Origin of the sequence: Polaribacter sp. Hel_I_88, assembly GCF_000687935.1 — a bacterium.
GTDB lineage: Bacteria > Bacteroidota > Bacteroidia > Flavobacteriales > Flavobacteriaceae > Polaribacter.
On record NZ_JHZZ01000001.1, the window covers coordinates 3443315 to 3464613 of the forward strand.

Annotated in this window: 19 protein-coding genes; 13 read left to right on the forward strand and 6 right to left on the reverse strand. The window is 29.9% G+C overall.

The genetic code is table 11. The features are described from left to right. Positions 1 to 263 precede the first annotated feature (263 nt). The 7 genes from P161_RS0115350 (at position 264) to P161_RS0115385 (ending at position 6588) form a co-directional block, all read left to right on the forward strand. Positions 264 to 977, forward strand: coding sequence for a DUF4241 domain-containing protein (locus P161_RS0115350; protein ID WP_026777785.1), 714 nt, complete (start codon positions 264 to 266; stop codon positions 975 to 977). A 226-nt stretch (positions 978 to 1203) separates the two neighbouring features. Beyond that, positions 1204 to 1374 (forward strand): hypothetical protein, encoded by a 171-nt coding sequence (locus P161_RS19570; protein WP_155810485.1) that lies wholly within the window; start codon positions 1204 to 1206, stop codon positions 1372 to 1374. Positions 1375 to 1523: 149 nt separating this feature from the next. Further along, positions 1524 to 2312: a DUF6090 family protein gene (locus P161_RS0115360; RefSeq protein ID WP_026777786.1), complete on the forward strand. Its 789-nt coding sequence runs from the start codon at positions 1524 to 1526 to the stop codon at positions 2310 to 2312. Between the two features lie 209 nt (positions 2313 to 2521). After that, positions 2522 to 2983 carry a hypothetical protein gene (locus P161_RS0115365; protein ID WP_026777787.1) on the forward strand — a complete coding sequence of 154 codons (462 nt, stop codon included), beginning with the start codon at positions 2522 to 2524 and terminating at the stop codon, positions 2981 to 2983. 164 nt (positions 2984 to 3147) lie between these two features. Continuing rightward, the gene (locus P161_RS0115375) at positions 3148 to 3855 is read left to right on the forward strand and encodes a hypothetical protein (RefSeq protein ID WP_026777788.1); all 708 of its coding nucleotides are present in this window, start codon (positions 3148 to 3150) and stop codon (positions 3853 to 3855) included. Between the two features lie 207 nt (positions 3856 to 4062). Further along, entirely contained in the window at positions 4063 to 4863 is an 801-nt protein-coding gene (locus P161_RS0115380; RefSeq protein WP_026777789.1) for an AraC family transcriptional regulator, read from the forward strand. A gap of 135 nt (positions 4864 to 4998) precedes the next feature. Then, the gene (locus P161_RS0115385; protein WP_026777790.1) at positions 4999 to 6588 is read left to right on the forward strand and encodes a serine hydrolase; all 1590 of its coding nucleotides are present in this window, start codon (positions 4999 to 5001) and stop codon (positions 6586 to 6588) included. A 17-nt stretch (positions 6589 to 6605) separates the two neighbouring features. On the opposite strand, the gene P161_RS0115390 is transcribed toward P161_RS0115385, so the two are convergent. The 3 genes from P161_RS0115390 to P161_RS0115400 all read right to left on the reverse strand — a co-directional run bounded on the left by P161_RS0115390 (position 6606) and on the right by P161_RS0115400 (position 9064). Beyond that, the gene (locus P161_RS0115390; protein ID WP_026777791.1) at positions 6606 to 7229 is read right to left on the reverse strand and encodes a MarC family protein; all 624 of its coding nucleotides are present in this window, start codon (positions 7227 to 7229) and stop codon (positions 6606 to 6608) included. 172 nt (positions 7230 to 7401) lie between these two features. Then, complete coding sequence (locus P161_RS0115395; protein ID WP_026777792.1) at positions 7402 to 8316, reverse strand: bifunctional UDP-sugar hydrolase/5'-nucleotidase; 915 nt, start codon at positions 8314 to 8316, stop codon at positions 7402 to 7404. Position 8317: 1 nt separating this feature from the next. After that, the gene (locus P161_RS0115400; RefSeq protein WP_026777793.1) at positions 8318 to 9064 is read right to left on the reverse strand and encodes a 5'-nucleotidase C-terminal domain-containing protein; all 747 of its coding nucleotides are present in this window, start codon (positions 9062 to 9064) and stop codon (positions 8318 to 8320) included. Positions 9065 to 9362: 298 nt separating this feature from the next. Here P161_RS0115400 and P161_RS0115410 point away from each other — a divergent pair, with 298 nt between their 5' ends. Then, the gene (locus P161_RS0115410; RefSeq protein ID WP_026777794.1) at positions 9363 to 11381 is read left to right on the forward strand and encodes a sensor histidine kinase; all 2019 of its coding nucleotides are present in this window, start codon (positions 9363 to 9365) and stop codon (positions 11379 to 11381) included. 28 nt (positions 11382 to 11409) lie between these two features. On the opposite strand, the gene P161_RS0115415 is transcribed toward P161_RS0115410, so the two are convergent. Both P161_RS0115415 and P161_RS0115420 read right to left on the reverse strand, forming a co-directional pair. Next, on the reverse strand, positions 11410 to 13902 hold the full coding sequence (locus tag P161_RS0115415) for an ABC transporter permease (protein ID WP_026777795.1): 2493 nt from the start codon (positions 13900 to 13902) through the stop codon (positions 11410 to 11412). Positions 13903 to 13946: 44 nt separating this feature from the next. After that, the gene (locus P161_RS0115420) at positions 13947 to 14636 is read right to left on the reverse strand and encodes an ABC transporter ATP-binding protein (protein ID WP_026777796.1); all 690 of its coding nucleotides are present in this window, start codon (positions 14634 to 14636) and stop codon (positions 13947 to 13949) included. 99 nt (positions 14637 to 14735) lie between these two features. Between P161_RS0115420 and P161_RS0115425 the strand changes: the two genes are divergently transcribed. Together P161_RS0115425 and P161_RS0115430 are read left to right on the forward strand one after the other, a co-directional pair. Further along, positions 14736 to 15482 (forward strand): arylesterase, encoded by a 747-nt coding sequence (locus P161_RS0115425; protein WP_051605777.1) that lies wholly within the window; start codon positions 14736 to 14738, stop codon positions 15480 to 15482. A 19-nt stretch (positions 15483 to 15501) separates the two neighbouring features. Then, positions 15502 to 16749, forward strand: coding sequence for a sodium:proton antiporter (locus P161_RS0115430; RefSeq protein WP_026777798.1), 1248 nt, complete (start codon positions 15502 to 15504; stop codon positions 16747 to 16749). A gap of 152 nt (positions 16750 to 16901) precedes the next feature. Here the strand turns inward: P161_RS0115430 and P161_RS18780 are convergent, their stop codons facing one another. Next, positions 16902 to 18392 (reverse strand): transporter substrate-binding domain-containing protein, encoded by a 1491-nt coding sequence (locus P161_RS18780; RefSeq protein WP_036841581.1) that lies wholly within the window; start codon positions 18390 to 18392, stop codon positions 16902 to 16904. Between the two features lie 241 nt (positions 18393 to 18633). Here P161_RS18780 and P161_RS0115440 point away from each other — a divergent pair, with 241 nt between their 5' ends. From P161_RS0115440 to P161_RS18785, 3 genes are read left to right on the forward strand one after another with little or no spacing between them, the layout of a single operon-like run. Then, positions 18634 to 19245: a DEAD/DEAH box helicase gene (locus P161_RS0115440; RefSeq protein WP_026777799.1), complete on the forward strand. Its 612-nt coding sequence runs from the start codon at positions 18634 to 18636 to the stop codon at positions 19243 to 19245. Positions 19246 to 19275: 30 nt separating this feature from the next. Then, positions 19276 to 19914, forward strand: a complete 639-nt coding sequence (locus P161_RS0115445; RefSeq protein WP_026777800.1) for a thiamine phosphate synthase — start codon at positions 19276 to 19278, stop codon at positions 19912 to 19914. A gap of 20 nt (positions 19915 to 19934) precedes the next feature. Beyond that, positions 19935 to 21224 carry a mechanosensitive ion channel family protein gene (locus tag P161_RS18785; RefSeq protein ID WP_036841585.1) on the forward strand — a complete coding sequence of 430 codons (1290 nt, stop codon included), beginning with the start codon at positions 19935 to 19937 and terminating at the stop codon, positions 21222 to 21224. The last annotated feature ends 75 nt before the right edge of the window (positions 21225 to 21299 follow it).

Sequence of the window (21299 nt, forward strand, 5' to 3'; positions counted from 1 at the left end):
TATTTTATACAAACTTAAATAAAATAAAAATGCACTTGATATTTTCTTTTAATAGCCTATTTTTATAGCAATTAAGTTGGGTATCTAAACACTAAACTTCTGCATATCCTGCTAAATTAGAATGTAAATAGGACAAAAGTTCCGTGTATAACTAAGTTGCCATTAATTTGAGAATGAAAAACCTAACAATAATTTATCTTTTGATTTTAAGCTTTTCGGCTTGCAATTCACAACAGAAAAATAACTCGGAAAAAGACCAAGAAATGTTTAACTTATTTAAAAAGAAAAGCCAAAAGAAATCAGAAGTTCTTTCGCACGCAGATTACAACCAGATTTTTGACAATGACACAATCGAAGGAATGCCGATTTCAGTAATTGACATTGGAATATTAAAAGTCCCAACAGGAAAAATAGTGGTGTGCGACCCACTTGTTACACCTGATATGAAACCACTATCTCAAGAAGTTAAAACTGGAGAATATCCTATAAAGATTTATGAAGTTAAAACTGAAAATTCTGGAGACAGATATGCTATCGCAAAACTGGAATTTAATCAACAAAAAGCAATAAAATGGGTTTTAGCTGTAAGAAACGGAGAAGACATTAACGAATTGACTGACGAAGGAGATTTTTTCGGATTTCCTGTTGATGCTGGATTGGGTGGGTTTTTTGACATTCAAGCTGGAGTTGAATATTTGAAATTTCAAGACGACTTTATAAAGTCGAACCCAAATGGGAATATTTATGACGACTTTTTTGCAATGGAATTTAAGAAAAGTGCAAAAGACCAAAATGACACAAACGATTATGGCAATTGGGTAAACTTTAAACTTCCAAATTCTGACTTAAATATTACAATGTTTCAATCAGGTTATGGAGATGGAATGTATCCTGCATTTTGGGGAATTGATAAAAACGGAGAAATAACTTCATTGGTAATTGACTTTTTTGTTGTGCTTTTACCAGAAGATGATTAATAAAAAACTAATGGCAACACCGGTAATCGTTGCACAACCCTATAATTTATAAGTAATTAATGTTAAAACTCATAATTTTAGGCTTTTAATATTAATTTTAGGTATATAAATCTAAATTTAAGTGGTCTTAAAACTGAGTAAATTATAGGTATAAAGAAGTTTTTATATAAATTGGGACGGAGTTTTAATCGGAGAACTTCTGAATAAAATTGGATTTAATTTTGCGATGGATTATTTTGAATTCGATAATGGAGAATATGTAAACGATTATGTAGAAACATTGATTTCGGAAGATGACCCTGATATTTTTAGAGTAAAAAATAATTGGGGAAATTATAATAAAATTGCAAAAATAATAGACAAACGATGTGAAAAGTGGAATAAAAACTTGTGCTAACAACGTATAAAAAAAATTGCTGGTAAAAGCCTATTTACGAAAATCCTCGCGGACTTTCTATCTGTGATTTATTTGCTAACTTTAGTGCTTAAACACGCAACTTTTCTTATACAACAACGTTTTGCAACATTGTAACCAACCATTGAAAAATGATAAAATTCTTTAGAAAAATTCGTCACAAATTGCTGACTGAAAATAAGTTCAGCAAATATTTAATTTATGCAATTGGAGAAATTATCTTAGTTGTAATTGGAATTTTGATTGCTCTACAGATAAACAACATCAATGAAAAAAGTAAAAGTAGAGAGCGAGAAGTCAATTACCTGAAAAACCTAAAAGCTGATTTAGTCAGCGAAATTCCGAATAACGAATATTTTGCAACATATCGTTTCGACAAAGCCAGTGCTTGTGCATCACTATTGAATGGTAAAGAACCAAATTCTATTAAAGACGTTCAAAATTATACAGACACATATGAAACTGTATTTGTATGGAATGAATATATTCCTAACAACAACACATTTAAAGAATTATTGAGTTCTGGCAATCTTAGTCTGATTCAAAATGATTCTATTAAAAATGGGTTATTGGAACTTGAAAAACTCTACGCTGGAATATCAACAGGCGAACATCATATGCGAAGAGAATACGAATCGTATCTTTATGACCCACACGTAACTAAAGTTATGGCGCTTGGATTTTTTGATTTAAGTAAACCTTCATATGGATTTCCTGATAGATTAACAGCAGAAGCAATACCAGAAGAATTACATAAGAAAATGATTGACGATGCAAGATTGCAACATAATAATGACTTATTTAAAAACGGGCTAAGACTTGCTCAAATGAATAATGGCTTTTTAGCAGGAATGCATAAAAATTTAGTTGAATATATTAAAGGCCTGACTGTGTTAATTGATAAAGAAATAAAAAAATAACGTTGCACAAGACCGTATATAATTTATTGCTTGCTTCTTGCCTACTTGCAAAAATTCTTGCGGATTTTCTTTATCAGTAATTATTTATTAAATTAATGCTTTACCAAAAGTAATTGCTTTTTTTCGTACTTCTGTTTTTCCGTTGGAAAAACAGAAGTACGAAAAATCGAAACATTTCAGGACTAGAAATTTACCAAAAAACGTGAAAAATGAAAATAAAGAAAAGGAAAAAAATAGTTTTTATTGTTCTACTATTAATTTTTATTGGCATTTTTATACACCCTGAAAGAATAGTCTACGAGCCCAAAATTGAAGGGAAAGTATTAAATCTAAAAGGAAAACCAGTTGAAAATGCTATTGTTTCAAGAATTGAGGAAAAAAGTTGGAAAAATGAGGAATTCGGCTATTATGAATATGAGGAATTTATATCACAAACTGTAAAAACAGATAAAAACGGAAAATTTGAGTTAATTGAAAAATCAAGAATTGAATGGATTCATAATATGACTTTTCATTTACTTGTTGTGTTGTGTAACGCTGAATTTGAAGTTTCCAAAAGGGGTTTTGAAACATATAGAACTGAATATGGAGAATTTGAGGAGCAAAATAAAAATCATAATGCTTGTAAAGGGATTGAATTTAAAGCAGAAATAATATTGAAAACACTATAGCTAACAACATATAAAATTTATTGTTGTTTTTAGCTCACTTGCAAAAGTCCTAATGGACTTTTTATCTGTGATTTATTTGCTAAATTAGGTGCTTAAACCAAACAACTTTCCATAATACAAAACCGTTGGTTTTTAGTATATTGCTATCAATAAAACTTAAAATCATGAAAAAAACAGTCTTATTAATTTGCATCTTTTTTTCTTATGGAATTAAAGCACAAAATATTGTTGGTGCTTGGGAAAGCTTTTCAACTTCTGAAAATGGAGACAAGCTTAAAACTGTAGTTATTTTTTCTAAAGACTATCAAGTATTAACTACCTATAATGAAGCTACTGGAGAATTTATTCATACTAATGGTGGCTCATGGACATTAGAAGGAAATATCATGACTGAAAAAATAGAATTTCATACAGATAATAATGAACTTGTTGGAAATAAAATTAGTTTTAAAGTAATTATTACGGATAATTCAATTGAAATTGTTGATAATGATATGAAATTTGATAGAATAGACGATGGAGAGCCTGGAAGCCTACAAGGTGCATGGTTAATGTCTGGAAGAATTAGAGATGGTATAACGCAATTACGTGATACAAGTAGACCAAGAAAAACAATGAAAATTTTATCAGGAACTAGATTTCAATGGATTGCTTACAACACAGAAACCAAACAATTTATGGGTTGTGGTGGAGGAACCTACACCACAAATAATAATACATATACTGAAAATATAGCGTTCTTTTCAAAAGACAATTCTAAAGTTGGGCTAAGTTTAGATTTTAATTATGAACTGATCAATGGAAAATGGCATCATTCAGGCAACTCAAGCAAAGGAGATCCTTTTTATGAAATTTGGAGTATCAGAGAGTAAATTTTGACTTTTTCAAAAATTAACAAAAGGCTAACAAAACGCTTATAAAAAAACGTCCTAGATAAATTGAATACAAAAAAAATTGCTGCTACTAGCCTACTCTGCATGTAGTGATCCATTTTAAGTTTATTTGCTACTTTAAAAACACAAACTAGCACACGCAAATATTCTAAACCAAAACTATTAAAAGCAAACTGTAAAAACAAAATGAATACACTAAAAAAGGGGGAATTTTACGGAAACCATTACCAAAAGTCTGCTTTTAAAAATTTAATTATTACCGATACTAAATACACACACAGTAAAGTTGATTGGCATACTCACGAAAACCCATATTTTACATATCTGTTGCAAGGAAAACTCTTTGAAGCTAACAAAAAAGAGTCTTATTATTTAAAGCCAGGAAGTTTACTATTTCATAATTGGCAAGATGCTCATTACAACATAAAACCGCCTGAATTTACAAGAGGTTTTCATATTGAACTGAATAATAATTGGTTTTCAACTTTTGATATTCAACTAACAGATTTTGAAGGAAGTATGAATCTAAAAAGTCCGATACTAAAAAACTTAATGAATCAAATATTTATGGAAACTAAACTTAATGACCAATATTCAAACGTAAGTATTGAGAGTAGTTTAATTCAACTATTTAATTCGTTAACTACACCAAAAAGGAATAATTCCAAAAAGCCCTTTTGGGTAAACCAACTCAAAGAATTGTTAATTGAAGAGCAAGTAGACTATTCTTTACATAGTTTAAGTTCGCAATTAGAAATACATCCTGTTCACCTATCTAGAGAATTCAATCGGTATTTTGGAACAAGTCTTGGCAATTATATTCGTTTGATAAAGTTAAACAAGGCTATTTGTTTACTTGCTTCTAAAAAATACTCATTAACAGAGGTGTGTTATCAATGTGGTTTTTACGACCAAAGTCATTTTATTACCAACTTTAAACGAATTTACAAAACAACTCCTTCAAAATTTTTGAAGAACCTATTGTAATGTTAATTCTATACAATTTTAAGAAGTTTTTTAATTTCATCTTTGCAATTCATACAAATCAATCAAAAAATGAAAATTAAAAACATCTTTGTGCTACTGTTTATTTTTTATTCATTGGGTATTTTCTCCCAAAATATGGAGGAATATACAAGTGGTTGGGAAGGAAAAATAGATAATACAAAAACCTTTAGCTTAAAGGTTGTTATAGAGAATTTAGGATTTAAAAATGCCAAATTCAAAATTTCTAACAAGCAACATATCATTGATTATTCTTTTGATGCTAAAAACACTTCAACATTAGCAATCCCTTTTGCTAAAAACTACTCTTTTAAAGGTCAATTATCTACAAATGGCAAAGAGATTAATGGATTTATAAAATCTGGCATGCTGCTTTATCATATAAAACTAACGCAATCAAATAACAATATTTTTACAGGAACTTGGAATTTATTAATGGTTGATGAATTAAAATCACTTCAACTTTATTTAAGTGTTGAAAATGGAGCTGGGAGTGATTTTGAAGCGTATCCTATTTTTGGCGATAATCGATTTACTGGAACTTGGTGTAGCAATTTTCAAAAAGAAAAAGACTTGATTTCGTTTACTGATTTTAAAACTGGGTTACAGTTTAAAGGTACATTAATGACCCATAAAATTCAATTAGGCATCTATTTAGACAAGCATGAAATTACACAAATAGCCTTAAAAAAATCTACACAAGAGTGGCAAATTGGTGGTTTTACAAGTGACTACAAGAAGTCCGTTATTGAACTTTCCATAATGGAAAAATTCATCATCAAAGATTCCTTACCCAGCACACATGCTGTTGTAATTTCAAGGAAAGGAAAAATAATTTACGAGAATTATTTTGATGGTTATCATCCTAATATTCCACATGATATGAAATCCGCATCAAAAAGTATTTCGTCTGCTATTGTTGGCATTGCAAAAGATAAATCGTTATTTACAAATACTAAGCAATCCATATTTAATTTTTTACCTACTGAATATCAACAATATAAAGACAGTTTAAAATCAACAATTGACATTCAGAGTCTTTTAACGATGAGTTCAGGATTAGATGCAGACGATTATACCAAAGAGAGAAAATCATTAGCATCAGAGAATAACTATCAACCAACTCGTGATTGGACAGCAACTGTGTTAAAAGCGCCAATGATACATAAACCAAACACAAAAGCTATGTATGGTTCAGCAAACCCGTATTTACTTGGAGTTGCAATAGATTCCATTGTTTCAGAATCCTTAGAATTGTTTATGGACAAATACCTTTTTCAAAAACTTGAAATATCAAATTATATAATTCAAACAGATATAAAAGGCAACCCATATTTTGGAGGAGGAATGTATTTAACACCAAGAGCTATGCTAAAGTTTGGAGAACTTTATCTTCATCAAGGAAAATGGAAATCAAAACGTGTATTCTCTAAAAAGTGGGTTCAAGATTCATTTAAAAAGTATCGAAACTTAGAAAATGTTCCCGATAAAAATGGATATGGATATTTATGGTGGCACAATACATATAAAGTAAACGGAAAAAATATTGCATCTGTTGAAGCTAGAGGAGCTGGAGGACAATATATTTTTGTAATTCCTAGTTTAAAAATAGTTACTGTAATTACATCTGGAAACTATAGAAATGGGAAAACACAACAACCTGAATTGATTTTTGAAACATACATTTTACCTTATCTTAAAAGTTAAATGGAGTAACCATATTTTTAAGCAGTAATCAAATCAAAAGAAATTTTAATTCCTGTAATGACCATTCCAGTTCCGATAATGGCAATAATTAACCCCATTATTTTTCCGATTACAGAAATCACGTTATTCCCAACAATTTTTACAATAAAATCGCTTGCTCTAAAGGTTAAGTAGGTTAAAATACTCATCAATCCAAAAATAGCAATTACTAAAACAGTCTGAATTGTTTCTACGTTGGCAACAAAATTCATAGCTGTAACAATAGTTCCTGGACCTGCCAAAATAGGAATAGCCATTGGTGATACTGCAATATCTTCTTCAGTATCTACGCTATCTAAACTTTTTACGTTCGATTGTTTTGATTGTAGCATTTCAAAACCAATAAAGAATATTAAGATTCCACCTGTAATTTTAAAAGCAGGAATACTAATGTTAAAAAGCTCAAAAATATATTTTCCTAACAAGACAAAAACAGTTACAATTATAAAAGCGATGATATTTGCTCTTTTATTGATGTCTCTCTTTATTGTTTTGTCTAATCCTTGTGTTAAGGAAACAAAAACTGTCATGTTTGAAATTGGGTTCGTAATTGCAAAAAAGCCCGTAAACACTGTAATTGCAAACGTAATTAAATTATCCATTTTCCTTTAAAATTATGAGGTGCAAAAGAACAGAATTATTAAGTCTTTATCGCCTTTTTTATTACTTATTTTTGGTAAAAGATAAAGGTAATAAATTTTGTGAAGACTTTTTTATTCTTCTAGGTATCTACGTACTCATCCTTATAGCTTAAACTTTACGTGTTTTTAAAAACTACACTAAAATTGTAGTTCCTGTGCTGGTTTTATGATCTTTTTCATCAAAATAAAAATCAATTCTACCTAGATTAATGCCATAAGCTCCTACTTGATTCACTAGTACATTTTTATCGTCTAAATTCTTCACTAAGGTAGGTTTTGGCAAAAAAGTATGGGTATGACCTCCAATAATTAAGTCGATATTTTTAGTACTTTTTGCTAGGTTTAAATCGGATATTTGAGCCGTGTTTTTTCTATAATGATAACCTAAATGCGATAAACAAATAATTAAATCGCAATGTTCTTCATTTTTCAGTTGGTTTGTAATGTCTTGCGTAATTTCAATAGGATCTAAATATGCAGTTTCTTTATACATTTTTTTACTCACCAAACCTTCTAACTCAATTCCCAAACCAAAAATCCCTATTTTAATTCCGTCTTTTACCATAATTTTATAAGGTTTTACATGCGTATCCAACACTGTATTTGTAAAATCGTAATTGGCAGAAACAAAATCAAATTTTGCATGAGGCAATTGTTTGTATAAACCTTCAATAGCGTTGTCAAAATCATGATTCCCAATTGTAGCAACATCATACTTAAGCATGCTCATCAATTTAAACTCCAGTTCGCCACCAAAATAATTAAAATAAGGCGTTCCTTGAAAAATATCACCAGCATCTAATAACAAGGTATTGCTGTTTTCTTTGCGAATTTGTTCAATTAAAGTCGCCCTTCTTGCTACTCCACCTTTATTTGCATTTCGATGATGGTTGGGTTTAAAAGGCTCTATTTGACTGTGCGTATCATTTGTGTGTAAAATAGTGATATGACGTTTTTGTTTCGCTGCAAATGATGGTAAAGTTAAACCACCAACCATCGCTAATGCAGATGCGCCTCCAAGTTGTTTTAAAAAATTTCTTCTTCTCATCTTATTCAATTTTTACACGATTATCAATAGCAACTTGCAACGTATCCATTTTTTCAAAATAATCGATTACTGCATCTCTTACTTTATAGTTTAGGTTTGTTAATTGCTTTGGATTTTTAAAGAAATCCATACCATCGCCACCTGTTTGTAAATAATCGGAGGTTAAGACGTTGTATATTTTGTTGCTATCAAACTTTTTGCCACCAATTTTTAAATCGTACCCATTTTCTGTAATCAATAATGCTATATTTTTAGATAAAGGATGTGCACTTTGATTGCGAATAAAATACTGGATTAATTCGTCAATTTTATCACCAGTTAACGTAACCACCACAAGTTCATTATCAAAAGGCATTAATTTAAAAGCGCTTTCTTTGGTTACATTTCCCTGTGCAATAGATGCTCGCAAACCACCACTATTAAACATGGCAAAATCGATAGTATTTGTAGTGGTTTTTGTAAAAAGTGGATTTGCCATTTCAACCGACAAATCTGCTACTAAATTGCCTAAAGTACTTTGTAATTGTGTGCTTTGTTTTGTTAAATCAATGGCTGAGTAGGTTAAAACTCGTTCCATTTCGCCAACTAATTTTTCTTTATAAGGCGAAATTACGTTTTCAATTGTTGGAGAGGCCACAAGTGTACTGTCAACAACAATATTTTTTGCAGTAATTTTTGTTAGTGATTGCTCAGTCTTTTTACAAGAAGCTACAACAAGAAATAGACAAATAAAATAGATGGGTTTCATGAATTTGTTTTGATGGCTAAAAATAAAAAAATAAACGAAATGGTGATGCTTCTTTCTGTAAAACCTTTCAAGATAAAAAGACTTCAAATTCAAAAGTGGTATGATACTATTTAAGTCAAATAAAAAAGAAAGTATATTAAGATATTCCCATCTTTAATGCTATAAATATTCATTATTTAAATAACTTATTTTGTTTTTTTTTGAAATATGAACCACCAATTTTTTATAATGCCTTTATTTTTTTGATAGTTAGGTATATTATAACTATTTTAGATTTCTATATTTGTCCCCTCAATTAATGAAACTTTATAAAAACGCTATTTTTTTAGTCATCTTTCTGTTTTCAATTCAAGCTACTTTTAGTTTAGAGTTCGAAACAGCTCAGCAACCTTCCATAGAAATTACTACTGAGCAATTTCAACATAACAAAACAATTAAACTAGACCAACATTGGGAATTTTATTGGAAGGACTTTATAAATCCAGGAAATTTTAATCATCCTAAAGTTTTTGATAGTGTGTCCCTTACTTCTTGGACAAACTATAAAGATACTAATAACAAACCTTTGCCTTCTTTTGGCTATGCAACATATCGTTTACTGTTCTCCATTCCAAAAGGGAGACCTAGCACTTCTTTATACATTCCATTAATTACGGCTTCTTCTAAAATATGGATAAATGGAGTTTTTATCTTAGAAACTGGACAAGTTGGCACTTCCAAATCAAAAACTTTGCATAGAAGTTTTACAAAAATAATTCCCTTAGACAGCCAAGAAACCAATTTTGAAGTGGTAATACAAGTTGCCAACTTTTATCATAAAAAAGGCGGAATAACAACCCCCATACTTTTAGGAACTACAGACCAACTTTTTCAAAAAAAATCGTTACAAATCATGACAGACATGATTAGTATAGGTAGTTTTTCTTTTATTGGTATTTTATTTTTAGTTTTCTATTTGTTGTATTGGAGCAAAGACCAAGCAGTATTGTACTTTTCGATTCTATGCATTTGCATGGCTTACCATACTTTAAATGAAAGATACGCACCACTTGCCATAGTTTTTAGTAAACTTAGCTGGGTTTTCCTTGTAAAACTAGAATATATTTCAAGTTATTTAGCAGGACTATTTGCCAGTTTATTTTTTGCCATAATTTTAAAAGAATTTACACATTCTTGGTACAAAAAAACGATGATAACAATAATTTCTATTTTAGTATTTCTAGTGCTAGTATTGCCTTCCCCTTATTTTACGCAACTAATTGTGCCTTTTTTTATATGTATGTTGCTAAACATAGTTTATGTAATTTTTATAAGCATTCAAGCCATTTTAGCCAAAAGCGCTATTTCAAGGTTGCTTATATTTACAATTATAGCATGTGCAATTACATTCTCTGGTCATATCTTATTTTTTATGAAAGAAAATGAATTAGCATTAATCTATATAAAGTTTGCCTATATTATTGTCTTTTTGCTTATTTCAATGCTGATGTTACATCGTTTTTCTAATTCTTTTCGTCAGTTAGCTTTAGCAAATGCTTTTGTTTTAGAGCAAAAAAGAGAAATATCACAAAAATCTGATGAAATTTCAAAGGCAAATTTAAAGTTAGAAGAAAATTTAAATCAACTAAAAGCTAAAATTACTGAATTAGACGATTTTAACCATATTGTTTCTCATGATTTAAAAACGCCCTTAATTTCGGTGTACTCTTTAGCTTCTTTTATTGAGGAAGATTTAAAAGATAATTTAAACGCTAGCACAAAAAGTCATATTGTAATGATGAAAGACGTTGTTTCTAAAATGGAAGCTTCTATAAACGGACTTTTAGCCTACTCTAAAGTTACAATCACCAAAAAAGTAAAAAGTAATTTTTTACTAAATGATTTATTAAAAAAAATAACCAACTCTGTAGATCCTCAGCATAAAAACATCATTCATTTGCCTAAAAATAATATTGAAATTTTTGCCAGTGAAATTGAGTTAGAACATGTTTTTCAAAATTTAATTACCAATGCAATCAAATATAATAATAAAGAAAAAGCAATCATAATTATTGCAGCAGCAAAGGAAAAAACAAACTATGTGTTTTCTGTACAAGATAATGGTCCTGGGATTCCAGAAGAATATCATTCCAAAATATTTGATATTTTTAGTCAGTTAGATACAGATGAAAAAGATTTAAAAAGCACAGGTATTGGTTTGGCAATCGTAAAAAAAATAGTCCATAAAAATCAAGGGCAACTTACTGTTACCTCTAAAGAAAATAATGGCCTAAAAATTGAATTTACTATAGCAATATCGCCAAAAACAAACAGCTAATGTTATTAATTTATATACAATAATGTGTCTAAACTTCTTTCCTCAACACCTCTAATGGCGGACTTTGTAAAACTGATTTTAAGTTGCTTAAACCAATCACCACTACTAAAATTGTAATAGCTGGCAAAAACACTAAAAACGGAATTCCTGAAGGAATAAAAGGTTCTTGAAAGATAAATACTGCTAACAATTGACTGCCCACTAAAGACAATAAAATTCCTGTTAAACTACCCAAAACTCCTAAATACACATATTCTAAAGCCGTAATTTGTAAAATTTGTTTGCTTTTTGCGCCTAAAGTTCTTAACAATACACTTTCTTTTATGCGTTGGTATTTGCTGTTTCTCACAGATCCAATCAACACAATAAAACCAGTTAAAATGCTAAAAAATGCCATAAAATTGATAATCCAAGAGATTTTATCCAAAATATCTTCAACAATGGTAAAAACTTGACGTAAATCTAAAATAGTTACGTTTGGAAAGTTTTTGACCAAATCTCTTTGCAATGCAGCAGAACTTTCTTCAGTAGGTGCATAGGTTGAAATTACATTAAACTGTGGTGCTTTTTCTAAAACCCCTTCTGGAAATAAAATCAAAAAATTGACTTGCATGCTTGTCCAATCTACTTTTCTGATACTGCCAACTGTAGTTTCCATCAAAACACCTTGAATGTTAAAAACAACATTATCGCCTATTTTTAAATTGGCGTCTTCAGCTAAATTGTCTGCTATTGACACTTTTATTGGTTGACCTGCTACTGCTTTGCCAATAAATTCGCCCTCTAACAATTCTTCTGTTTCAGATAATTTATTTCTGTACGTAACTCGAAACTCACGATTTAGCATCCACCTGCGCATATTTACAGTTGAATCATTTCGGATTTCATTGGCAGTCTTTCCGCGAATACTTTCCATTCTCATGGTAATAATAGGAATGTTATCAATCACTTCTAACCCTTTACTTTCAAAGTTTTGTACAAGCTGTTTTTCTTGACTGCTTTGCACATCCATTAAAATAATATTTGCGTCGGTCTTTTTATTTTCAAGTGATGTTTTTGCGAGTAAAATATCTTTGGTAAAATACAACGTACTAATTAAAAAAGTTCCTAAACCAATTGCCAAAACCAACACCATAGTTTGGTTGTTGGGTCTGAATAAATTTAATAAACTTTGTCTGCTTGTAAAGCCCCAAGAAGTTGGAAAAAACTTCTTAATTAATTTAATAGATAGACTGGCAATACCAGCCATAATTGCAAAAGTTATAAATATACCAATGGTAAAAACAAGACCATTAACAGCACTTTTTAACATCCAAAAAGAGAATAAAAAAATAAAAATTGAAATGGCTAAAAACACTAGTATTCTTGCTTTTTTAGGTTTTTGCTGATTTTCTTCCTGTCCCCTCAACACTTCTAAAGGTGAAACATACCAAGTACCTAAAAGTGGTAATAATGCAAATAAAACCGACATTAAAATCCCCAATACAATTCCTAATACAATAGGTTGAAAAGAAATAGAAACATCCACACTAAAAGGCAAAAACTCTTGTAAAATATAAGGGAAAAGATACTGTAAACTGGTTCCAATTACAGCACCAATAATACCACCAATCAACCCAATTCCTATTATTTGAATTAAATAAATTAAAAAGGATTGTTTTCTTGAAGCGCCTAAACATTTTAAAACTGCAACGTTTCTCAATTTTTCTTTGATGTAGATATGCACAGAACTTGCAATACCAATACAACCTAATAATAAAGCAATAAATGCAACCAAATTCAAAAATCGCCCAACATTATCATATCTTCTTCCTAAACGTTCGCTTGTGCTTGTATGCGTGTCTAAATCTGCATTTTCAGCATCTAAAATTGGATCTATTTTTGCATCTAATGCCTCTAAATCGATTGTGATATTTTTAAAAAAGTATTGATATTCTTTTCTACTTCCTAATTGCAACAATTCTGTTTGTTCTAAAAACCGAAATGGAATTAAAACTTGTGGTGCTACAGAAGATGAAATTGCAGTACTTCCAGGAATGGATTTTAAGGCACCAATAATTGGGAATGTTACTTTTCCTAATTTTATAGAATCGCCAGGATTTAAGTTATACTGCAATAACAAAGTGGCATCTACCAAAGCACCACCTAATTCTTGATAGTTTTTCCCTGCATTTGCTGGAACTGTTGTTAAATCGCCATAAAAAGGAAAAGTACCTTCCAAAGCTCTAACTTTTACCAATTTTGTGCCCTCATTTTTAGGAAAAGCAGCCATGGATACAAAATTGACTTCAGAAGCATTTGCACCTAAAGAATCTATAATTTTTTGTACTTTTTCTGATGGTTTTTGTCGACTATCAATAATAAAATCAGCACCCATTAAGGATTTTGATTGTTTTTTGATATTGTCTTTTAAATTATCGCTAAAGAGTTGAATGGAAACTACAGCTGCTATTCCTAAAATAATAGACGCCATAAAAAGCATCAATCTAGAAAGGCTTGCTTTCCCATCTCTCCAAGCCATTTTTAAGAGCCAGTTAAAATTTAGGTTTGTGTTTTGCTTGCTCATTAAATGTTGGCTGTTTTTTCGTTCGAAATTATCTTTCCTCCTTTTAAGCGTAAAATTTGCTGTGTTCTGTTTGCCAATTCTAAATCGTGTGTAATAATTACCAAAGTTGTACCAGCTTCTTTGTTTAATTCAAACAACAATTGAATTACTTTTTCGCCAGTTTCTTCGTCTAAATTTCCTGTAGGTTCATCAGCAAATAAAATAGCAGGTTTGTTAGAAAACGCTCTAGCCAAAGCAACTCTTTGTTGTTCTCCTCCTGATAATTGTGTTGGATAGTGATGCAATCGATCTGCCAAGCCTACTTTAGTCAATAATTCTGTGCCAAATTTTGCAGCATTTTTATCACCTTGTAATTCCAAAGGCACAATTACATTTTCTAAGGCTGTTAACGTTGGTAACAATTGAAAGTTTTGAAAAATAAAACCAACTTCTTTATTTCGTAAAGCTGCTCTTTCATCTTCATTTAAGTTTTCTAAAGAAGTGCCACATAATTCAATAGAGCCAGCTGTTGGATAATCTAAACCTGCACACAAGCCTAAAAGAGTTGTTTTACCACTTCCTGAAGGACCAACAATTGAAAAAATACTTCCTTTTTCTACCTCAAAAGAAATATTGCTAATTACTGTTAATTTTTTAGAACCACTTGTATAAGTTTTCTCTAAATCATTAATCTTTAATATATTTGACATTAAAAGTTTTTTAAATAAAAATGAGCCTTTTTAGTTTTTCTAAAAGGTTTGTAAATAAAATTATAATTCCAATAAAAACAGGAATCTAAACAAAATAAGATGAAATTGAAAATTAATCAATTGCCTTTATATAACCATCGTAGAATTAAAAATATTTTCTTAAAATTATGTTATTTTTCTATGTTGATATTCTTGTTTTCTTGCAAAACAGAAGCACCTAAAAACATAACAAATTCATCCGAAGAAACCCAAAAAGAAACAACTAATATTAAAGCTATTGATACAAAAACATCAACAAAAAAAATCGTTTTTTTTGGTGATAGTTTAACTGCTGGTTATGGTTTGGATGATGTTGAAGATGCCTTTCCTGGCATTATTCAAAGTAAAATTGATAGTTTAAATTTGCCATACAAAGTGGTAAACTCTGGTATTTCTGGAGAAACTACTGCAGGTGGAAAAAATAGAATTGAGTGGGTTTTGAATGATAAACCAGACATTTTTATCCTTGAATTAGGTGCCAATGATGGTTTACGAGGTGTAGCTTTAAAAGAAACCAAAAGTAATTTACAATTTATTATAAATACTATTAAAGAAAAATATCCAACAACAAAAATTGTATTGGCTGGTATGCAAATTCCACCCAATATGGGCCAAGAATATGCTACTGAATTCCAGAGTATTTTTCCGACTTTGGCAACAAAAAACGAGGTGGCTTTAATTCCCTTTTTATTAGAAGATGTTGGTGGTATCAGCGAATTGAATCAATCAGATGGCATTCATCCTACTAAAAAAGGACATACTATTTTAGCTAACAATGTTTGGGAAGTATTAAAACCATTATTATAAATTATTTTTAGCATACAATATGGACGCTTATTTTGTTATTTTATTAATTGTTGGTTTAACATCGCTTTTTGCAAGTTTTTCTCCAATTATTTTAAAACGATTTAAAATAAGTTTTACCATTCCATTACTTTTTTTAGGAGCAGTTTTATATCACTTAAATGCACCTTTACCTTGGCCAGATCCTGTTTGGAATGAAAATTTAACCATCCACTTTTCTGAACTTGTGGTTATTATTAGCTTAATGGTTGCAGGATTAAAAATTGGGTTGAATTACTCTTGGAAAGAATGGCGAAATCCTTTACGACTATTAGGCATTACAATGCCTTTATTTATGGTTGTCGTCTTTTTATGTTCCTATTATATATTCCATTTTGATGGAGCCATGTCTTTGTTATTAGCTGCTGTTTTAGCCCCAACAGATCCTGCTTTGGCTTCAGAAATTCAATTGAATAAAAAACAGTCGGTTTCTTCTAAAAATTTAGGAGTCCAATATAACCTTACAGCAGAAGCTGGCTTAAATGATGGTTTGGCTTTTCCGTTTATTTTTTTAGCTATTCTTTGGTCTAAAAACGGATCTTTAGGCACTGACCAATGGCAAGAATGGATTACTTTCTACTTACTTTATAAAGTAATTGTAGGTGTTTTAGTAGGGATTGTTATCGGTTTTTTATATAGTTATTTTACTAAAAAATTATCAAACGATAATGAACGAAAAATTCATCAAGCTTTCGTAGCAATTTCCTTAACCTTAATTTCTTATGGGTTGGCAGAAATATTAAATTCCTATGGATTTTTAAGTGTCTTTTTTGCGGGTTTATTTGCCCATTATCATCAGCACAGAAAAAAAATACCTACTGAAAGCGAACCTAGTTTAGGTTTTATAGATAACATCGAAAAATTTCTTATTATTTTTTGGATGATTTTCTTTGGAGGCTCAGTAATGGCTGGTATTTTAGACTTTATTACTACAGCAAGTTTACTTTTTTGCTTTGGTTTGGTGTTGATTTTAAGACCACTTTTAGGATATATCAGTTTTTACAAAGCCAATTTAACTCCAAAGAAAAAGCTAGCCATTTCTTTTTTTGGCATTCGTGGAATTGGTTCTGTATTTTATTTATCATATGCCATTAAACACGGTAATTTTGAAGACGCTAACCAATTATATTCCATTGTTGCTTTGGTTATTTTAATATCTGTTATTTTACATGGATTTACAGCCAAAAGAATGCTAAATGCTTTTAAGAATTCTGAACAACAAAACTCGTAGTTTATAAACCATTCTTTAATCATCAGCTATAAAAAACACCACTAAATGTATCTTTATACTCTTTATTTTACAATGTAATCAGCAAAAAAAACTTGGAATTGTGACTAGATATATTTATGGATAGCTTTAGGGGCTATTTTAAAATAAAACAGTTACTTTCCATTTTCTTCTTCCTCTTTATTCTCATTAGAAATAAACTGTTTGTAGTGTCGAAATCTTTCAAAGATTTGTTCTACATAAATAAAAGGTTCAGTACCTCTAACATATCCATATTTAATAAAATCTTTATTATAGTTTTTAGGAAAACGTAAAGCAAGCAACATTTTATCTACATTATCCTCCCAAACTAATGGATTTAACTGGTTATAATCTGCAAAACGTTGTGCATCTCTTACATGTCCATAACCACAATTAAAAGAAGCTAGTGTAAATTTGATTCTATCAATTTCGTCAGGGATATCTGTAAAGCGATCATAAATTTGATTTAAATATGTTGTTCCCCCTCTAATACTTTGCACAGGATCTGTACTATCCGTAATTCCTAAATCTTGGGCAGTAGGTGGCATTATTTGCATTAAGCCTTTTGCACCAGCCCAAGACTTTGCATTCGGATCAAATTTAGATTCTTGATAAATTTGAGATGCCAACAATCGCCAATCCCAGCCTAGTTTTTTTGTATATTCTTTGATTAAAGCGTCGTATTCACTAATTTGATTATTTTTTAAACTATAATAATCACTTTTTACTCTTCGTTTAAAGAATCTTTGATTTTCAAAATACTTGTTATAAATAACAAAATAGTCTGTAATTTTTCTTTCTGAAGTAATCCATTTGTTGATTATTTCTCTAAAGTTTTTAGATTTTTTGCGGGTAACCCAAGCAATTCGTTGGTCAAAAGAAATGGGAACATCTATCTTTAAAATTGGATTACTTGATGCATTTATTTTCGCTAAATTTTCATCTGCAATAGTATATTTGATATCACCACTCACAACCATATCAATAATTTCTCCTGTAGATAGTTTACTATCCAAGGTATCTATATAAATTTCTCCTCCTAACTCATTTGATAGACTTACAATTCGCTCAAAATAAGAAGAGTTTTTACGAATAGAAACCGTATCTCCAAGCAGATCCATTGGGTCGTCGATAACCGATTTTTGCAGTGTGCTCCAGGAAAGGGTTCTAAAATTATCAGGTTTTTTTTGTACTAAAACTTGCTTTGTTAAGTACAAATAATCGGTAAAAGCAACTTCCCATTTTCGTTGATTGGTAATTGTCATACCATGTGCAATTAAATCCACATCGCCTTTATTTAACACTTCAAATTGAGCGTCTAGATTATCAGAAACAATAATTTCTAACTTTAAATCTAAATGATTTGCAAGTCTTTGTAACATCTCATATTCGAAACCCATAGGTTGTCCTTTGTACAAAAAGTAGCTTGTACTGCTATATACCACTAAAGCTTTCAGAATTCCGTCTTCTTTGATGTCTTTTAAATCTCGGTCAGAAGAGTTTTCAACGATAGCATTATAAGCTGCTAAATTATCATCAATTTTTGATTTGCTTGTGTCCTTACATGAACTTAAATTCAAAGCAACACATAGAAGAAAAAATAAAATAGTTTTATATTTATTCATAAACATTTAAATATAAGGATATTATCTTAAACACTAAAATATAATTAGCCTCAAGTATATATTTACTTCATTTATTTTTAAGTGTTCTTTTTTTTATCTTTTTTGAAATATGCTTTTACAATGCAAAAAACACCTTTTTTATAACTAGGAAAGTTTAAAAAGAATGATGAATTTATTTTAATTGTATCTTTGTACCCATTATTTAATATCCTTAATTTTAATCCGTATTTCTATAATTTCCATGTCTTTTAAAAAATTACATCCAGCCATAAAAGAAAAGTTAGCATCTCTAGAAATTAGTACTCCTAAGCTATTTCAAAGTAAAAGTATTCCTGTGATAAAAAGTGGTGCCAATGTTTTTTGTATTGCACCAGAAAATAGCGGAAAAACAACAACTTTAATCCTTACAACCTTACAAAAATTAAAATGTGAAGAAGTTGGAGTTGCACCAAGAGCTGTAGTTTTAGTAGAAAATAATGACAAAGCATTACAATTGTTTGATACTTTTGAGCTTTATACTAAAAGAACTTCTTTACGCTTGTACGTTGCTGACGAAAAACAACATATCGATTTGCTAAAATCAGAAATATTTGAAGGTGTAGATATTTTAATTGCAACTCCTAAAATAATGAATAAGTTGCTGTTATTGGAAGGTTTAAATACCACACAATTAAAAATATTTTCTATTGATGATGCCGATTTTTTAACCAAAAATACATCAACATCAGACTTGATGTTAATTACACAGAGCATTCATAAATGTCAATTTGTAATGTATGCAGAAAAAATGCACCCATCATTGCAACGTTTTGAAGACTATTTTATGCCTTTTGCAAAAACAGTGTCAATTTAACTATTTATAAATTATTAAAAATCAATCCATTTGATTCCAAAATTACATTACATCTCTGAAGGAAATTCTCCAAAAGAAGTTTTAGAAAATATACAAAAAGCGTGTACTTCTGGTATTGAAGTTGTGCAGTTAAAATTAGAAAATGTTTCTGAAAAGAAATTTCTAAAATTAGCCAATGATGTAAAAAAAATTACAAATCATTATCAAACTAGGCTCATTATTAACAAGTATTATAAAATTGCTAAAGAAATAAAGGCAGATGGTGTTCATTTAGAAGCAAACCACTCCTGCCCTATTGACGCTAGAAAATATGTGTACACTTGGCAAATTATAGGGGGTACAGCAAACACTTTAAAAGATTGTGAGACTTTACTAAAAAAACAAGTGGATTATATTTTGTTGTCTCCATTTAAAAATTCGGAAGCAACAGATAATTCACCAAAAGTTTTAGGTTTAAATGGTTATAGCTTAATTACAGAAGCCTTAAACACAGCAACCCCAATTTTAGGTTTTGGAGAAATAACCACAAATGATGTTCCAGCTATTTTAGAAGCCGGAATTTCTGGAGTTGCAGTTTCCGAAGAAATCACCAAAAATTTTGATGTCATCAAAACGTTCAATCAACTTTTAAACGCATCTTCTACGGAAGAAAAAAGGCATACTTTTTAAAGCTTAGAAAAAACAAACCTATGGAATTTGAGAATTTATTATACAATTATTTACTAGAAACAGGTCTCAGTGAAGCATCTGCTAAGTATTTAAATATGGTAATTTTATTATCAGCTACCATATTTGCTGCTTTTTTAGTTCACTTTATTATTAGAAGAATTTTATTGTCTTTTTTTACGGGTCTTTCTTCAAAGACAAAAACCAATTTTGATGATTTACTTTTAAAAAATAAAGCACCCAAGAATATTGCGCATATTATTCCCTTAATATTTACGTTAAAATTTATTCCCTTTATTTTTAAAGATTTCCCTTATTTTGAAAACTTTGTTCAGAAAGGCTTTCAAGTGTTCACCATTATTCTTGTGCTGTGGATTGTTAGAAGTCTTTTAAATACTATAAAAGATTATTTAAAAACGTTACCCAATTTAAAAGATAAACCTATAGATAGTTATATTCAGGTTTTTATGATTTTTGCTTGGGCTATTGGTATTTTATCTGCCTTTGCTATTATTACAGGAATCGAATTTATTAAATTTATTACGACCATTGGTGCAGCTTCTGCAGTAATTATTTTAATTTTTAAAGACACCATTTTAGGGTTTGTAGCCAGCATTCAAGTTTCTATAAATGATATGGTTCGAATTGGAGATTGGATTACCTTCGAAAAATATGGTGCAGATGGAGATGTGATTGAGATTAATTTATCGACAGTAAAAGTGCAAAATTTCGATATGACAATTACCACAATTCCAACCTATGCTTTAATTGCTGACTCGTTTAAAAATTGGCGTGGAATGACAGATTCTGGTGGACGAAGAATTAAAAGATCATTAAATATTAAGTTAGATAGTATTCATTATATTACGAGTGAAGAGTTAGATTCGTTCAAAAAAATTCAATCTATTGCAACCTATTTAGAAACTCGTCAAAAAGATATTGACGCTTTTAACCAAAAAAACAACATCAACAAAGAGCTTCTTTTAAATGGAAGAAATATGACCAATATTGGTGTTTTTAGAAAATATATAGAAACGTATATCGAACATCATTCTGGAACCAATAAAGAAATGATGATTATGGTGCGTCAATTAGCTCCAGAAACCCAAGGAATTCCCTTAGAAATTTATGCTTTTAGTAGTGATAAACGTTGGCAAAACTACGAGTATATTATGGCTGATATTTTTGATCATGTTATTGCAGCAGTTCCTTATTTTAATTTAGAAATTTTTGAATTGCCAAGTAATTCTAGCTTTGTGCACAGAAATAAGGAAGGAGAAATTACAGATCAAATCAATTTGAAAGAAGAATAGCCTGTATTAAAAGCCTAATGTTTTTTTTAAATTTTCTTCGGATAAAAACCAAAAAAAATAAAGAAAAAGTTTTAG

Bases quoted from the DNA above. Each gene is read 5' to 3' on its own strand.
- P161_RS0115350 (WP_026777785.1), top strand. From the start codon at position 264: ATGTTTAACTTATTTAAAAAGAAAAGCCAAAAGAAATCAGAAGTTCTT.
- P161_RS19570 (WP_155810485.1), top strand. From the start codon at position 1,204: ATGGATTATTTTGAATTCGATAATGGAGAATATGTAAACGATTATGTA.
- P161_RS0115360 (WP_026777786.1), top strand. From the start codon at position 1,524: ATGATAAAATTCTTTAGAAAAATTCGTCACAAATTGCTGACTGAAAAT.
- P161_RS0115365 (WP_026777787.1), top strand. From the start codon at position 2,522: ATGAAAATAAAGAAAAGGAAAAAAATAGTTTTTATTGTTCTACTATTA.
- P161_RS0115375 (WP_026777788.1), top strand. From the start codon at position 3,148: ATGAAAAAAACAGTCTTATTAATTTGCATCTTTTTTTCTTATGGAATT.
- P161_RS0115380 (WP_026777789.1), top strand. From the start codon at position 4,063: ATGAATACACTAAAAAAGGGGGAATTTTACGGAAACCATTACCAAAAG.
- P161_RS0115385 (WP_026777790.1), top strand. From the start codon at position 4,999: ATGGAGGAATATACAAGTGGTTGGGAAGGAAAAATAGATAATACAAAA.
- P161_RS0115390 (WP_026777791.1), bottom strand. From the start codon at position 7,229: ATGGATAATTTAATTACGTTTGCAATTACAGTGTTTACGGGCTTTTTT.
- P161_RS0115395 (WP_026777792.1), bottom strand. From the start codon at position 8,316: ATGAGAAGAAGAAATTTTTTAAAACAACTTGGAGGCGCATCTGCATTA.
- P161_RS0115400 (WP_026777793.1), bottom strand. From the start codon at position 9,064: ATGAAACCCATCTATTTTATTTGTCTATTTCTTGTTGTAGCTTCTTGT.
- P161_RS0115410 (WP_026777794.1), top strand. From the start codon at position 9,363: ATGAAACTTTATAAAAACGCTATTTTTTTAGTCATCTTTCTGTTTTCA.
- P161_RS0115415 (WP_026777795.1), bottom strand. From the start codon at position 13,902: ATGGCTTGGAGAGATGGGAAAGCAAGCCTTTCTAGATTGATGCTTTTT.
- P161_RS0115420 (WP_026777796.1), bottom strand. From the start codon at position 14,636: ATGTCAAATATATTAAAGATTAATGATTTAGAGAAAACTTATACAAGT.
- P161_RS0115425 (WP_051605777.1), top strand. From the start codon at position 14,736: ATGAAATTGAAAATTAATCAATTGCCTTTATATAACCATCGTAGAATT.
- P161_RS0115430 (WP_026777798.1), top strand. From the start codon at position 15,502: ATGGACGCTTATTTTGTTATTTTATTAATTGTTGGTTTAACATCGCTT.
- P161_RS18780 (WP_036841581.1), bottom strand. From the start codon at position 18,392: ATGAATAAATATAAAACTATTTTATTTTTTCTTCTATGTGTTGCTTTG.
- P161_RS0115440 (WP_026777799.1), top strand. From the start codon at position 18,634: ATGTCTTTTAAAAAATTACATCCAGCCATAAAAGAAAAGTTAGCATCT.
- P161_RS18785 (WP_036841585.1), top strand. From the start codon at position 19,935: ATGGAATTTGAGAATTTATTATACAATTATTTACTAGAAACAGGTCTC.